Source organism: Luteimonas salinilitoris, from assembly GCF_041300785.1.
GTDB lineage: Bacteria > Pseudomonadota > Gammaproteobacteria > Xanthomonadales > Xanthomonadaceae > Luteimonas > Luteimonas salinilitoris.
The window spans coordinates 313263-327870 of sequence record NZ_JBFWIB010000001.1 but is presented as its reverse complement, the minus strand read 5'-3'; the positions used below and the strand labels follow the sequence as shown (position 1 = coordinate 327870).

The following is a 14608-nucleotide window of genomic DNA, read 5'->3' as shown; positions in this document are numbered from 1 at the left end:
GCTCCGGGAGTACGTATCGCGATGTAAGTATCCCCGGCAGGGCCGGGGATTTGCCTTGAGGAATCGCGGCGATCCGGACGGCGCCGCCGCGCTCGGCGCCTTTCCGAATCACCAATCACGAATCACCGATCACCACCTCAAAACCGCGCGGTGAACTCCACCCCGTACGTGCGCGGCTCGTTGAGGAACCCCGTGAGATTGTTGAAGTCGATCGCCCCGACCACGCGCGTGGTGTCGGTGATGTTGCGCCCGAACAACGCCACCTCGTAGTCGCCGTAGTTCCAGTTGTAGCCCACGCGCAGGCCGCCCTCGAGCAGCGACTTGCTGCGGAACTCCACCGACTCGTACAGGAAGAAGTTCACCGCGCTGCGGTAGGCCCAGTCGGTGTAGACGAAGAACTCGCCCTCGCCCACCGGCACGCCGTAGCGCGCGGTGAGCGTATGCACCCACTCGGGCGCCTGCGGCAGCGGGTTGCCGTCGATCAGCACCGTGCCGGGGCGGTCCGGATCGGGACTGGCCGGGTCGAGCACCGTGCAGCCGCCGCCGCAGGGCGCGACCGCCAGGTCCGGATCGTCGATCTCGGTGTCGTTGTAGCTGCTGCCGAAGGTGACCAGCAGGCTGTCGGTGAGATAGGCCTCCAGGTCGAGTTCGAAGCCCTGGCCGCGGGTCTTGTCGGCGTTGAGCAGGATCGCCTCGTTGCGGGCGCCGCCCACGGCGATGATCTGCTGGTCGTCGACGTCGTAGCGGAACACGTTGAAGCCGATCCGCGCGCGCCGGTCCCACAGGTCGGCCTTGACGCCGGCCTCGAACGACAGGGCCTCCTCGGAGTCGGCCACCGAGGGCTGCGGCACCGCCTGGAACAGCAGCCGCGCCTGGATCGACGGCGCGCGGAAGCCCTTGGCCACGCGCCCGTAGAAGTTGACGTCGTCGTTCATCGCGAACACGCCGCTCAGGTCCCAGCTGACGTCGCTGGCGTCGGTGCGGACCGGGAACGGCCCCGCCGGCGGCGCGCCGAACGCGCCCTCGATGATGCGCGCGCTGAAGTCCTTCTCGTCGTCGGTGTAGCGCACGCCGCCGCGCAGCTTGAAGCGCTCGGTGAGGTCGAAATCGCCGGAAGCGAACACCGCCCAGGCCTTGTTGCGCTGGGTCTGCTGCGCCCAGCCGTTGCGCACGCCGCCGGCCAGGGTGTCATAGTTGAAGCTGTCGATGGTGATGTCCTCGTCGAACCAGAACAGGCCGGCCTGCCAGTCGAAGCGGCCCCACTCGTTGGACTCGACGCGGAACTCCTGGGTGATCTGGCGATGATCGGGCAGGCCGTCGGCGGATTCGGACGGGAACGGGATGAAACCGGGCCCGGAATCGGGCAGGAAGGCCGCACCGTAGCCGCCGTCGATGTCGCCGCGATTCAGCGACTCGGCACTCTCGTACCCGGTGATCGAATGCAGCGTCACCCGGTCCAGGTCCCAGCGCAGGCGCGCGCTGCCGCCCCAGGTCTCCAGGTCGGAGAAGTTGACGCCGTCGTTGGTCACCACGTCGCGATCGAAGCCCGGCACCAGATTGTTGCTGCCCGGCGCGATGATGTTGGCGCGGAACAGCCGCGCAGTGCCGTTCATGTGCCGCTTGTGCAGGTTGAACAGGCCCTCGAAGCCGTCGCCCTCGTACAGGAACTGCACCCGCGCCGCCGACTCGTCGTAGCCCTCGAAACCGTCGTTGGGGCCGTCGAAGGCATTGTCCACCCAGTCCTCTCGGCGCTGGTACAGCGCCGAGGCGCGCGCCGACCAGCGATCGGTCAGCGGCGCCCCGTAGGCGCCTTCGAAATTGAACATGCCGTCGTTGCCGACCGAGACCTGCGCGTAGCCGTTGGCCTCCTGCGACGGCTTGGCCGACTCGAACTTGACCACGCCGGCCGGGGTGTTGCGGCCGAACAGCGTGCCCTGCGGCCCGCGCAGCACCTCCACCCGCTCCAGGTCGAACACCGGGAAGCCCTTCAGCAGCGGGCTTTCCTGCACCACCTCGTCGTAGACCAGCGAGACCGGCTGCGAAGCGTTGAGGTCGAAGTCGGTATTGCCCAGGCCGCGGATGTAGAAGCGCGGGAACGCGCGTCCGTACGAGGATTCGATGTTGAGGCTGGGCACGCGCCCGGACAGGAAGCGGATGTCGCCGCCGCCCGAGCCGAACACGTCGAGCTTCTCGCCGGACACCGCGGTGATCGACACCGGCACGTCCTGGATGTTCTCCACGCGGCGCTGCGCGGTGACCTCGACGGCATCGAGCGTGGTCGCCGACGGCGGTTGCGCGGGATCGTCCTGGGGCGACTGCGCCAGGACCGGCGACGCCAGCGCGAGCGCGACCACGGCGGTCAGCAGGCGTGACAGGGGAAGGGCGGCATTGCACGGCTCGGGCGTGGGCATGACGGTGGTCATCCGGTGGCGTGAAGGGACGAAGCACAGGCATGTTGCAGCACAGCAACAGTCTGGGCAAATGTTGATGACAGCGGGGGTCGGCCGGGCGAAGTCTATCGGGGGCCGGGCCTGGGACTCGGGACTCGGGACTCGGGACTCGGGACTCGGGAACGGAAGACAAGGGCCCGGCGCGGGGGCGCCGGACCATCCCGGTTCGTCATCCCAGCGCAAGCTGGGATCCATGTTTGCGGCGAACTCGAATTCGGAGGCAAGGCCATAGAGTCAAAGTCAAAGTGGATCCCAGCTTGCGCTGGGATGACGAGCAAGAGCGCACGGACTCCTTCGATCCGGGTCCGGGTCCGGATCGAATAGTCCCCCACATTTCCTGACGCTTGTCTTCCCCCTTTGAAAAAGGGGGATTGAGGGGGATTTGCTGTTGCTGTTGCTTGGCCGGGTGCCGAGCAAATCCCCCCTGCCCCCCTTTTTCAAAGAGGGGTGAGCAAGCCGAACCACCGAACGCCGAATCCGAACCTGCGGACCCCAACTCGAAAGCCTTCACCCGACTTCGGCACAATGGGCCGCATGGCTGCAGCGACCCCCACCCGTCCGCCGCCGCCGATGCTCGAGGACGATTGCGCATTGTTCCTGGACGTCGACGGCACCCTGCTCGACTTCGCACCCGACCCCGCAGAGGTCGCGGTGCCGCCGCCGCTGCGCGACATCCTGCAGGCACTGGCCGGCCGCCTGGACGGCGCGGTGGCGCTGGTCAGCGGGCGGCCGCTGGCCACGCTCGACGCGCTGTTCGCGCCGCTGAAGCTCCCCGTCGCCGGCATGCACGGGCTCGAGCGCCGCAACGGCGGGCGCCAGGCGAAATCGCCACGCCCGCCCGAGGCCCTGCACCGCGTGCGCGGCGAGGCCGAAAGCCTGTCCGACCGCCACCCCGGCACCATGGTCGAGGACAAGGGCACCGCGATCGGCCTGCACTGGCGCCGTGCCCCGCAGCACGCGCCGGCGATGCGCGCCTTCGCCGAGGCCGCGCTGCCACGGCTGCCCGGCTACCGGCTGCAGCACGGCGACCACGTGGTGGAGCTGCGCCCCGGCGGCGCCGACAAGGGCGACGCCATCGCCGCCTTCCTCGGCGAGGCGCCGTTCCGCGGCCGCCGCCCGGTGTTCGTCGGCGACGACCTCACCGACGAGCACGGTTTCGCCGTCGTCAACGCCCGCGACGGCATCAGCGTGCTGGTCGGCGCGCGCGAACCGAGCGCGGCGCACTACCGGCTGCCCGATACCACCGCGGTCTACGCCTGGCTCGAATCCAACCACAGGACCCTGACGGAATGACGCAAGCGACGCTCGACCTCGGCGTGATCGGCAACGGCAGCTTCGGCGCGCTCATCGACGACCGCGCGCGCGTGGTCTGGAGTTGCCTGCCCGCCTTCGACGGCGATCCCGCGTTCTGCGCCCTGCTCTCGCCGCGCGACCACGACGCCGGCGACTTCGAGATCGAGCTGGAGGACTTCGAACGCAGCGAACAGGCCTATCTCACCAACACCGCGATCCTGCGCACGGTGCTGTACGACCGCCACGGCGGCGCGGTGGAGATCATCGACTTCGCCCCGCGCTGGCGCCAGAACGACCGCTTCTACCGGCCGGTTTCGATCATGCGCAAGGTCTCGCCGCTGTCGGGCAATCCGCGCATCTGCGTGCGCCTGCGGCCGCTGGCCGACTGGGGCGCGCGCTTGCCCGAGGTCACCTGGGGCAGCAACCACATCCGCTACCTGCTGCCCGGCTTCACCCTGCGCCTGACCACCGACGCGCCGGTGCGCTTCGTACGCGAGGAGATCCCGTTCGTGCTCAGCCACCCCATGCACCTGCTGCTGAGCGCAGACGAGTCCTTGACGCGGCCGCTGGCACTGTTCATGCACGAGGCACAGGAACGCACCACGCACTACTGGCGTGAATGGGTGCGCTACCTGTCGATCCCGCTGGAGTGGCAGGAGGCGGTGATCCGCAGCGCGATCACGCTGAAGCTGTGCCAGTACGAGGACAGCGGCGCGATCATCGCCGCGATGACCAGCTCGATCCCGGAGGCGCCGCACACGCCACGCAACTGGGACTACCGCTACTGCTGGTTGCGCGATGCGGCGTTCGTGGTGCGCGCGCTCAACCGCCTCGGCGCGACCCGCAGCATGGAGGAGTTCTTGCGCTACATCTTCAACATCGCCACGCACGACGGCAGCCTGCAGCCGCTGTACGGGATCGATTTCGCCGAAAAGCTCGAGGAGCACGAGGTCGAGAGCCTGCGCGGCTATCGCGAGATGGGGCCGGTGCGGCGCGGCAACCTGGCCTGGGTGCAGAAGCAGCACGACATCTACGGCAGCGTGGTGCTGGCCTCCACGCAGCTGTTCTTCGACCTGCGCCTGGCCGATCCCGGCGATGCCGATACGTTCCGCAAGCTGGAGCCATTAGGCGAACACGCGTTCGCGCTGCACGACGAACCGGACTCCGGCCTGTGGGAGTTCCGCGGCCGCGCCGACGTGCACACCTACACCGGCGCGATGTGCTGGGCGGCCTGCGACCGGCTGGCCAAGATCGCCGGCCATGTCGGCCTGCAGGACCGCGATGCCTACTGGCGCGGGCGCGCCGACACCATCCGCGAACGCGTGCTGGCCGAATCGTGGAACAGCGAGCTCAACCACTTCACCGACACCTTCGGCGGCCGCCGGCTCGACGCCTCGCTGCTGCTGCTGTCGGACATCGGCTTCGTCGACGCCGACGATCCGCGCTTCGTCGCCACCGTGGAAGCCATCGGCCGTGACCTCAAGCGCGGCGACGGCCTGTTCCGCTACATCGCACCGGACGACTTCGGCTCGCCCGAGACCAGCTTCACCATCTGCACGTTCTGGTACATCGATGCGCTGGCGGCGATCGGCCGCCACGACGAGGCGCGCGAGATGTTCGAGCGCATCCTCGCGCGCCGCAACCCGCTCGGACTGCTGTCGGAGGACCTGTCGTTCGAGGACGGCGAGGCCTGGGGCAACTTCCCGCAGACCTATTCGCACGTCGGCCTGATCATCGCCGCGATGCGGCTGTCGCGCAGCTGGCAGGACGCCTCATGAGCCGGCTGGTGGTCGTCTCCAACCGCGTCGCGGTGCCGGGCGAAAGCCGCGCCGGTGGGTTGGCGGTGGCACTGGAAGCGGCGCTCGAAGAGCACGGCGGGCTCTGGTTCGGCTGGAGCGGCAAGACCTCGCGCGAGGGCAGCGGCCAGCTGCACGAACGGCGCGAGGGCGACATCCGCTATCTCACCGTGGATCTCAGCCGCACCGACCTGGACGCGTACTACAACGGCTTCGCCAACCGCACGTTGTGGCCGCTGCTGCATTTCCGCCTCGACCTGGTCGACTACGACCGCAAGACCCGCGAAGGCTACGCCCGGGTCAACGCGCTGTTCGCCGAGAAGCTGGCGCCACTGCTGAAGGACGACGACCTCGTCTGGATCCACGACTACCACCTGATCCCACTCGCCTCGATGCTGCGCGAACGCGGGATCGGCTGCCGCATCGGTTTCTTCCTGCACGTGCCGATGCCGTCCTCGGACCTGCTGGCGGCGATGCCCAACCATTCGCGGCTGTTCTCGTCGCTGTACGCCTACGACCTGGTCGGCTTTCAGACCCGGCGCGACGTCGAGCGCTTCCAGGACTACGTGCGCCTGTTCGGCGGCGGCAAGGTGCTCCGCGACGGCATGCTGCAGGCGCCGGGCGGGCGCCGGTTCCGCGCGGCGGCGTTCCCGATCAGCATCGACACCGCCGGGATCGCCAGGCAGTCGGCGGCGGCGGTCAACAAGACCGGCATCCGCGGCCTGCGCGCCAGCCTCGATCGCCGCGACCTGGCGATCGGCGTCGACCGGCTCGATTACTCCAAGGGACTCCCGGAGCGCTTCCACGGTTTCGAGCGTTACCTCGACCGCCACCGCGACCAGAAGGGCAGCCTGACCTACCTGCAGATCGCGCCGGTCTCGCGCGGCGACGTCAGCGAATACCGCAAGCTGCGCAGCGAGCTCGAGCAGATCTCCGGGCACATCAACGGCGCGCACGCGCAGCCGGACTGGACCCCGTTGCGCTACGTCAACCGCAACTTCGCCCACGGCACGCTGACCGGCTTCTACCGCATGGCGCGGGTCGGCCTGGTCACGCCGCTGCGCGACGGCATGAACCTGGTGGCGAAGGAGTTCGTGGCGGCGCAGGACCCGGAGGACCCCGGCGTGCTGGTGCTGTCGCTGCTGGCCGGCGCCGCCTACGAATTGAAGGAAGCGCTGCTGGTCAACCCGCACGACTACGACGGCGTCGCCGACGCGATCGCCATCGCCGCGACCATGTCGCTGGACAAGCGCAAGGAGCGCTGGCACGCGATGATGAAGCACCTGCGCAAGCACGACATCGGCTACTGGCGGCGCAGCTACCTGGAAGCGCTGGAAACGGCCTGACGCCGGGCGAATCAGGCCCGGTACACCACCGTCGCCATGCGCCCGGTGCGGGTATCCCTGCGATACGAGAAGAACCGGTCCGGGTCCGAGATCGTGCACAGGCCGCCGCCATGGACATCGCCGCCCGCGAGGCCGGCGGCGGCCAGGCGTACCCGCGCCAGCGCGTACAGGTCCGCACGCCAATGGCCGGGCCGCGTCGGCGTGAAGGCGGCTCCGGCAGGCGCATCGCGCGCGACGAACGCCTCGCGCACCCCGGCGTCGACCTCGTATGCCTGCGGCCCCGCGGCCGGGCCCAGCCAGGCGACGAGGTCGCCGGGGCGGGCGTGCATCGCGGCCACCGTGCGCTCCAGCACGCCGGCGGCCAGGCCGCGCCACCCGGCATGGGCCGCGGCGACCTCGCTGCCGTCCTTCACGGCAAGGACCACCGGCAGGCAGTCGGCGGTCAGGACCGCCAGCACCACGCCGGACTCCGCGGTGACGGACGCGTCGGCCTCCGGCTCGTCTCCGGCTGCGGTCCCTGGTCCGGTTCCGACGGTGACGGAATCTTCCGACGCAGCAGCATCGAAGCGGCGGACGGCCGTGCCATGCACCTGGCGCAACCAAAGCGGCGCCGACGGCAGGCCGAAGCGCGCCGCCAGCGCGTCGCGATTGCGCCGCACCGCTTCGGCATCGTCGCCGCAGCGCACGCCGAGATTGAAGCTGTCGAACGGCGGCCGCGACACGCCGGCGCCATGGCGCAGCGTGGTGAACGCGACCACGCCCGGCGGCGCCGGCCAGTCCGCGTGCAGTGCGCCGCTCATCCGCGCGCCACCGGCGGCGAATGGCGTACCCGCTGGTGCCGGACGGCACCGCGACGTGCTTGCGTCCGGCAGCGACCGTCCCGACGCGGCCGGTCCTGCATCACCGCCCGGTTCCGGTTCCGGCGTGTGCCTTCGTGTCTTCGCGCAGCTGCCGCATCAGCGTCTGCATGTCCTCCGGTACCGGCGCGCCGACGCGCAGCGGTTCGCCGCTGCGCGGATGCACGAACTCCAGCGTCTCGGCATGCAGCGCCTGGCGGCGGAACCCGCGCAGCGCGGCCGCCAGTTCCGCGGTGGCCGCCTTCGGCAGCTTCAGCGCGCCGCCGTACATTGGATCGCCGACGATCGGGTGGCGCAGGTGCTGCATGTGCACGCGGATCTGGTGGGTGCGGCCGGTCTCGAGCCGGCACTCGAGCGCGGTATGCGCGCGAAACCGTTCGCGCACGCGGAAATGGGTGACGGCGTCGCGGCCGCCGTCGCGCACCGCCATCCGCAGGCGGTCGCGCGGGTGGCGGTCGATCGGGGCGTCGGCGGTCCCGCCGCTGACCAGCGCACCGACCACGATCGCGAGGTACTGGCGATGCACCTTGCGCGCGGACAGCTGCGCGACCAGCGCGGCGTGCGCCTGCACCGTGCGCGCCACCACCATCACGCCCGAGGTGTCCTTGTCGAGCCGGTGCACGATGCCGGCGCGCGGCAGCGCCGACAGGGCCGGATCGCGATGCAGCAGCGCATTGACCAGGGTGCCGCTGCGGTTGCCGGCGCCCGGGTGCACCACCATGCCGGCGGGCTTGTCGATCACCAGCACCTCGGCGTCCTCGTGCAGCACGGTCAGCGGGATGTCTTCGGGGGCGTCGTGGGTCTGCTCCTCCAGCACCACGTCCAGGGTGACGGTCTCGCCGCCGGCCACCGGATCGCGCGGCCGCACCTGGCGACCGTCGAGCAGGGCGTCGCCGGCCTTGATCCATCCGGACAGCCGCGAGCGGGAGAACTCCGGGAACAGCTCGGCCAGCGCCGCATCGAAGCGGCGTCCGGCCAGCGTTTCCGGCACGCGCAGGCTGCGCGGGATGCTGTCGTCGGGATCGGAATCGGTCATGGATGGCTTCGGTTCAGGCGCGGTCGTCGGGCCGGCGACCCGGACTGCTATTATCGGCCCTTCGTGCCGCTCACGCCCAACGCCCCATGACCCAAGCCCGCTTCCTGCTGCGCAACGCGCTGATCCTGTCGCTGCTGGCCGCCTTCGTCGCGTCCGGCTGCTCGCGCCTGCGCGGCGACAAGACCGACGTCGACGAGGGCGTTCCGGTCGAGGAGCTGTACGAGAAGGGCCACCAGTCCATGCGCTACGGCAACTGGAGCAGCGCGGCCACCACCTTCCGCCGCCTGGTGGCGCAGTACCCGTACGGCCCCTACACCGAGCAGGCGTTGATCGAGACCGCCTACGCGCATTACAAGTCCGGCAACAACGAGGAGGCGATCTCCAGCATCGACCGCTTCCTGCGCACTTACCCCACCCATCGCAACACCCCCTACATGTACTACCTGCGCGGCCTGGTGAACTCCAACCGCGACACCGTGTTCCTGCAGCGGGTGTGGTCGCTCGACGCCAGCCGCCGCGACCTGGCCACGCCCAACCAAGCCTACGCCGACTTCAACATCGTCGCCGAACGCTTCCCCAACAGCAGCTACGCCGAGGACGCGCGCCTGCGCATGGCGGCGCTGCGCAACATGTTCGCCCGCCACGAAATGGAAACCGCCCTGTACTACCTGCGCCGCGGCGCCTGGGTGGCGGCCAGCAAGCGTGCGACCTACGTGCTCGAGACCTATCCGCAAAGCATGTACCAGAACGACGCGGTGGCGGTGATGGCCGAGTCGTACTCGCGGCTGGGTAACGAGACCCTCGCCGCCGACGCCCGCCGCGTACTGGAGCTCAACGAGCCCGACCACCCGTGGCTGAGCGGCGACTGGCCCGACTACCCGTGGGCAATCCGCAAGCTGAACCCGTTCGCCGGCGAGAAGTCCCCGCTGCGCGAGGACTGACCCGGCCGGGGCGCGGGATTCGCGCGAAACCGTCGGTTCCGAATCCGCGGGCATCGCGTGCATGGCACGCTCCTACGAAGCAGGATGGCCACCCCGACCGTAGGAGCGCCTCATAGGCGCGAAGCCGGCGCGGCGACGGCTCACCGCGCGTCCCGCAATACCGGCATCGCGCGCATGGCGCGCTCCTACGAAGAGCGAGACGGCGAGCGGCGGGACGAAGCGGTTCGGTTCGGCAAGCTCGGGCGGCGTGCGCGAATCCCGCGCGCATCGGCGGCAACAGGCGCCGCTAGCGCCCCTCCCAGTCGAACCCCGACAGCTGCGCCAATTCCTCCGGCTCCAGCACGCCCGTGTGCTGCAGACCATGGATGACCCAGGTCGGATAGGACGACACCCCGGCGGCGGCGCACTCGCGTGCGACCGCGCCGCCGCGCCCGTGCGGGCTGCACTCGACATACGGCAGGCGGTCGGCCGAGACGCCGAACAGGCGGGTCTGGCGGCGGCAGTTGCCGCACCACGAGGCGCCGTAGTACTTCGCGTCGATCGCCTCCAGGTGGGTCACCAGCGCGGCGACGCGCGGATTTTCCGGACGCCGGTCGAGCACGCCGCTGGCCGCCACCTCCAGCACCGCGATCAGCCCGAGCGCCAGCAGCCCGCCGCCGAGCCACCAGCTGCGCCAGTCCTGCTCCGGCATCGCCGGCCTGCGCAGGTGCACCCGCGCAAATATCGCAGCCATCGTCGCCAGCGAGGCCAGGCACCAGCCGCAGGTCGCCTGCAGCGAAACCAGCGCGGCGACGGTCAGGTACACGCTCACCGCCAAGCCCAGCAGCGACAGCCGGGAGAGCCGGCGCCAGCGTCGCGACAGCGAGCGCCCGGTCGCGGCGACCAGCGCAATCAGCGCGTACATCGCAAACCCCCACAGCGCCATCGGCAGGCCGAACAGCGTCGACCAGCGGCTCTCGGCGATCACGTCGCAGCCGCCGCCCTCGGCGCAGAACGCCGGCGCCGCGCTGCTCCAGGCGGCGACGGTCAGATAGCCGGTCAGCAACAGCCCGAACACGGCGAGTGCGAGCACCCATGCCTCCGGCTTCAACCGCGGCGGGCGCGCCCGTGACTGGGCGCCCGATGCCGCGGCGGTGACCGCCGCCGGCCGTTGCTGGGGTTGCCTGCGCTTCTTCTTCGCCATGTCGTGTCCGCGGGATCGTGAGCCGCCGATTCTACCCGCGGCGGCTATCCGCGGCGTCGCGGCAACCGCTCAGCCGGCGTAGCCATTGCTGATCGGATAGCGCCGCTCGCGCCCGAACGCGCGCCGCGACACCTTCGGCCCGGGCGCGGCCTGGTGCCGTTTCCACTCGCTGATGCACACCAGCCGCAGCACGTGATCGACGGTGTCGGCGGCGAAGCCGGCGGCGACGATCTCCTCGCGCGACTGCTCGCCGTCGACATAGCGCGCCAGGATGCCATCGAGCACGTCGTACGGCGGCAGCGAATCCTCGTCCTTCTGGTTGGCGCGCAGCTCCGCCGACGGCGGCCGCGCGATCACCGCCGGCGGGATCACCGGCGCGCCGGCCACGGTGTTGCGCCATTTCGCCATCGCGAACACCTCGGTCTTGTACAGGTCCTTGATCGGCGCGTAGCCGCCGCACATGTCGCCGTAGATCGTGGCGTAGCCGACTGCGTACTCGCTCTTGTTGCCGGTGGTCAGCAGCAGGCCGCCGAACTTGTTGGACAGCGCCATCAGCAGCGTGCCGCGGGTGCGCGACTGCAGGTTCTCCTCGGTGGCGTCGACCGGGACGTCGCCGAAGGTCTCCGACAGGGTGTCGAGGAAGCCCTGGAACGGCGCCTCGATCGGCAGCGTCAGCAATCGCACGCCCAGCGCCCGGCACTGCTCGTCGGCCAGGTCGTTGCTCAGGTCCGCGGTGTAGCGCGACGGCATCCGCACCGCGGTCACGTTCTCCGCGCCCAGCGCGTCGACCGCGAGCGCCAGCACCACCGACGAGTCGATGCCGCCGGACAGGCCCAGCCATGTCTTCGAGAACCCGTTCTTGAAGCAGTAGTCGCGCACGCCGCGCACCACCGCCCGCCAGGCCAGCGCATCGCGGCCGCCGTCGGTCTCCAGCGGCCACTGCACCGCGGTGAGTTCGCGCGACTGCGGATGGTAGTCGGCCACCAGCCAGTGCTCCTCGAAGGCGCGCGCGGCGTGATGCACCTTGCCGTCGGCATCGGCCAGCACCGAGCTGCCGTCGAACACCAGCGCGTCCTGGCCGCCGACCACGTTGAGATAGGCCAGCGCCACGCCGTTCTCGCGCACGCGCTCGGCCAGCAGCGCGTCGCGCTGCGCGTGCTTGCCGCGCTCGAACGGCGATGCGTTCGGCACCAGCACCAGCTCCGCGCCCGCCTGGGCGGTATCGGCCAGCGGTTCGGGGAACCACAGGTCCTCGCAGATCACCAGTCCGACCTGCACGCCGCCGACCTCGAACACGCACGATTCGCCGTCCGGATCGACGTGGAAATAGCGGCGTTCGTCGAACACGTTGTAGTTCGGCAGCTCGCGCTTGCGGTAGGTGGTGGCGACCTTGCCATCGCGCAGCACGCTGGCCGAGTTGTACAGCACGCTGCCGGCCGACTCCGGCCAGCCCACCACCGCCACGATGCCCTGCGCCTGCGCGGCGATCGTGCGCAGCGCCTGCTCGCAGTCGGCCAGGAACGACGGCCGCATCAGCAGGTCCTCGGGCGGGTAACCGCTCACCGCCAGTTCCGGGAACAGCACGACGTCGGCGCCGTACTCCTCGCGCGCCTCGACGATCATCAGCCCGATCCGCTCGGCGTTGCGGGCGATGGCGCCGACCGGGAAGTCGAACTGGGCGAGGGCGATGCGCAGGGGCTTGGTCATCGGGGATTCGGGCGGTGAAGTAGATCGGCCGGCAGATGTTAACTCGACCGCCTCCCGGCCTGTCTCTTTCCGGCCCCGTTTCACGTTCGCTGTCGGTACTGCCCAACACAAAGGAGAACCCGACAATGCTGCGCCCAGTCCTCATCTGCCTGCTGCTTTCGCTCGCGCTCCATGCGATGCCGGCGTCGGCCGAGACCACCAATTGCACCAATATCAACAGCTTGCCCGTCACCATCTCCACCCAGGGCGTGTACTGCCTCAAGCAGAACCTGTCCACGGGCATCAACGCCGGGGCGGCCATCACGATCAACACCAGCAACGTCACCATCGACTGCAACGACTGGAAGATCGGCGGGCTGGCGGCCGGCGCCGACACCGACGCCAACGGCGTCTACGCCAATGCCAGGAGCAACATCACCATCCGCAACTGCGGCATCCGCGGCTTCCGGCGCGGCCTCTGGTTTCCCGGATCCGAGGGCGGCTACCACCTGATCGAGAACAACCGCTTCGACCTCAACACCAGCTACGGGATCCAGACCCGCGGCGACGGCACCACCATCCGCGGCAACCGGGTCTACGACACCGGCGGCTCGACGATCGTGGCCTATGCGTACGGCATCGATGCCTGGGACAACGCCGACGTCATCGACAACGCGGTCTCCGGCGTATACGCCACCCCCGGCCAGAACGGCGGCGCCGTCGGCATCATCTCCAGCAGCAACGAGGGCGGCGAGGTATCGCGCAACCGCGTCTCCGGGCTGATCGAGGACGGCGCCGGCAGCAAGCGCGGGATCTGGGCCAACGGCGGTCGGCCGGTGATCCGCTACAACACCCTCATCAGCAACATCGCCCCTGACGCCAACGACTACGGCATCGCCTGCAACAGCAGCGCCGCGGTCGCGCGCGAGAACATCATCATCGGCTACGGCGCGCCGGCCTTGACGATCAACGGCTGCACCTCGGTCGACAATACGATCAACTTCTAGCCCGAAGGCCGGTTGGCACGGACGGGGCCGCCTTCCGGCGGCTCCGTCCGCGCCGCGCCGCGGGTCAGCCGTTCAGACGCTTGGCGATCGCCGCGCCCAGGTCGCCCGGGGACTTCACCGTGGTCACGCCGGCCTTCTCCAGCGCCTCGAACTTGCCCTCGGCCGTGCCCGCGCCGCCGGAGGCGATCGCGCCGGCATGGCCCATGCGCTTGCCCTTCGGGGCACTGGCACCGGCGATGAAGCCGACCACCGGCTTGGTCACGTACTCGCTGATGAACTCGGCCGCTTCCTCCTCGGCGCTGCCGCCGATCTCGCCGACCAGGATGATGCCCTCGGTCTGCGCGTCGTCCTGGAACAGCTTCAGGCAGTCGATGAAGCTCAGGCCGTTGATCGGGTCGCCGCCGATGCCGATCACCGTCGACTGGCCGAGGCCGGCGTCGGTGGTCTGCTTCACGGCCTCGTAGGTCAGCGTGCCCGAGCGCGACACGATCGCGACCTTGCCCGGCTGGTGGATGTGGCCCGGCATGATGCCGATCTTGCACTCGCCCGGGGTGATGATGCCGGGGCAGTTCGGGCCCACCAGCACGACGTCGTCGTAGCCGTTGAGCACGTTCTTGACCCGCAGCATGTCGAGCACCGGGATGCCCTCGGTGATGCATACGATCACCCTGATGCCGGCGTCGGCCGCCTCCAGGATCGCGTCGGCCGCGAACGGCGGCGGCACGTAGATCACCGACGCGTCGGCGCCGGTCTCGGTGACGGCCTCTGCCACGGTGTTGAAGACCGGCAGGCCCAGGTGCTCGCTGCCGCCCTTGCCCGGGGTCACGCCGCCGACCACCTTGGTGCCGTAGTCGAGCATCTGCTCGGCGTGGAAGGTGCCCTGCTGGCCTGTGAAGCCCTGCACGATGACCTTGGTGTTCTTGTTGACGAGAACGCTCATGCGGTTTCCGAATCCTAATGTCCTGTAGGAGCGGCTTCAGCCGCGACCGGGGTCGGGGCTGAAGCCCCTCCTA

The 14608-nt window shown here is 69.8% G+C and carries 11 protein-coding genes; 5 read left to right on the top strand and 6 right to left on the bottom strand.

Going from position 1 to position 14608, the window contains the following annotated elements:
* Positions 1-137: 137 nt before the first annotated feature.
* Positions 138-2411 (bottom strand): TonB-dependent receptor, encoded by a 2274-nt coding sequence (locus tag AB5T46_RS01280; RefSeq protein ID WP_370562001.1) that lies wholly within the window; start codon positions 2409-2411, stop codon positions 138-140.
* 573 nt (positions 2412-2984) lie between these two features.
* On the opposite strand from AB5T46_RS01280, the gene otsB reads away from it, so the two are divergent.
* The 3 genes from otsB to otsA are packed head-to-tail and all read left to right on the top strand — an operon-like array spanning position 2985 to position 6885.
* The gene (gene otsB / locus AB5T46_RS01275) at positions 2985-3743 is read left to right on the top strand and encodes a trehalose-phosphatase (RefSeq protein WP_370562000.1); all 759 of its coding nucleotides are present in this window, start codon (positions 2985-2987) and stop codon (positions 3741-3743) included.
* Positions 3740-5521: a glycoside hydrolase family 15 protein gene (locus tag AB5T46_RS01270; RefSeq protein WP_370561999.1), complete on the top strand. Its 1782-nt coding sequence runs from the start codon at positions 3740-3742 to the stop codon at positions 5519-5521. Before otsB ends, AB5T46_RS01270 begins: the two co-directional genes overlap by 4 nt.
* A complete protein-coding gene (gene otsA / locus AB5T46_RS01265; protein WP_370561998.1) occupies positions 5518-6885 on the top strand; it encodes an alpha,alpha-trehalose-phosphate synthase (UDP-forming) in 1368 nt (455 codons plus the stop codon). Before AB5T46_RS01270 ends, otsA begins: the two co-directional genes overlap by 4 nt.
* Before the next feature lie 11 nt (positions 6886-6896).
* Here otsA and pgeF read toward each other — a convergent pair whose 3' ends face one another.
* Both pgeF and rluD read right to left on the bottom strand, forming a co-directional pair.
* Complete coding sequence (gene pgeF, locus AB5T46_RS01260) at positions 6897-7685, bottom strand: peptidoglycan editing factor PgeF (RefSeq protein WP_370561997.1); 789 nt, start codon at positions 7683-7685, stop codon at positions 6897-6899.
* Between the two features lie 100 nt (positions 7686-7785).
* Entirely contained in the window at positions 7786-8778 is a 993-nt protein-coding gene (gene rluD / locus AB5T46_RS01255) for a 23S rRNA pseudouridine(1911/1915/1917) synthase RluD (protein ID WP_370561996.1), read from the bottom strand.
* Between the two features lie 86 nt (positions 8779-8864).
* Here rluD and AB5T46_RS01250 point away from each other — a divergent pair, with 86 nt between their 5' ends.
* On the top strand, positions 8865-9719 hold the full coding sequence (locus tag AB5T46_RS01250; protein WP_370561995.1) for an outer membrane protein assembly factor BamD: 855 nt from the start codon (positions 8865-8867) through the stop codon (positions 9717-9719).
* 286 nt (positions 9720-10005) lie between these two features.
* Here AB5T46_RS01250 and AB5T46_RS01245 read toward each other — a convergent pair whose 3' ends face one another.
* Positions 10006-10902, bottom strand: a complete 897-nt coding sequence (locus AB5T46_RS01245; protein WP_370561994.1) for a vitamin K epoxide reductase family protein — start codon at positions 10900-10902, stop codon at positions 10006-10008.
* Between the two features lie 69 nt (positions 10903-10971).
* A complete protein-coding gene (locus tag AB5T46_RS01240) occupies positions 10972-12609 on the bottom strand; it encodes an NAD+ synthase (protein WP_370561993.1) in 1638 nt (545 codons plus the stop codon).
* A 125-nt stretch (positions 12610-12734) separates the two neighbouring features.
* Between AB5T46_RS01240 and AB5T46_RS01235 the strand changes: the two genes are divergently transcribed.
* Complete coding sequence (locus AB5T46_RS01235) at positions 12735-13595, top strand: right-handed parallel beta-helix repeat-containing protein (protein ID WP_370561992.1); 861 nt, start codon at positions 12735-12737, stop codon at positions 13593-13595.
* Between the two features lie 64 nt (positions 13596-13659).
* On the opposite strand, the gene sucD is transcribed toward AB5T46_RS01235, so the two are convergent.
* A complete protein-coding gene (gene sucD / locus AB5T46_RS01230) occupies positions 13660-14535 on the bottom strand; it encodes a succinate--CoA ligase subunit alpha (RefSeq protein WP_370561991.1) in 876 nt (291 codons plus the stop codon).
* Positions 14536-14608 lie beyond the last annotated feature (73 nt).

Bases quoted from the DNA above. Each gene is read 5' to 3' on its own strand.
- otsA (WP_370561998.1), top strand. From the start codon at position 5,518: ATGAGCCGGCTGGTGGTCGTCTCCAACCGCGTCGCGGTGCCGGGCGAA.
- AB5T46_RS01280 (WP_370562001.1), bottom strand. From the start codon at position 2,411: ATGCCCACGCCCGAGCCGTGCAATGCCGCCCTTCCCCTGTCACGCCTG.
- AB5T46_RS01245 (WP_370561994.1), bottom strand. From the start codon at position 10,902: ATGGCGAAGAAGAAGCGCAGGCAACCCCAGCAACGGCCGGCGGCGGTC.
- pgeF (WP_370561997.1), bottom strand. From the start codon at position 7,685: ATGAGCGGCGCACTGCACGCGGACTGGCCGGCGCCGCCGGGCGTGGTC.
- AB5T46_RS01235 (WP_370561992.1), top strand. From the start codon at position 12,735: ATGCTGCGCCCAGTCCTCATCTGCCTGCTGCTTTCGCTCGCGCTCCAT.
- AB5T46_RS01250 (WP_370561995.1), top strand. From the start codon at position 8,865: ATGACCCAAGCCCGCTTCCTGCTGCGCAACGCGCTGATCCTGTCGCTG.
- AB5T46_RS01270 (WP_370561999.1), top strand. From the start codon at position 3,740: ATGACGCAAGCGACGCTCGACCTCGGCGTGATCGGCAACGGCAGCTTC.
- otsB (WP_370562000.1), top strand. From the start codon at position 2,985: ATGGCTGCAGCGACCCCCACCCGTCCGCCGCCGCCGATGCTCGAGGAC.
- sucD (WP_370561991.1), bottom strand. From the start codon at position 14,535: ATGAGCGTTCTCGTCAACAAGAACACCAAGGTCATCGTGCAGGGCTTC.
- AB5T46_RS01240 (WP_370561993.1), bottom strand. From the start codon at position 12,609: ATGACCAAGCCCCTGCGCATCGCCCTCGCCCAGTTCGACTTCCCGGTC.
- rluD (WP_370561996.1), bottom strand. From the start codon at position 8,778: ATGACCGATTCCGATCCCGACGACAGCATCCCGCGCAGCCTGCGCGTG.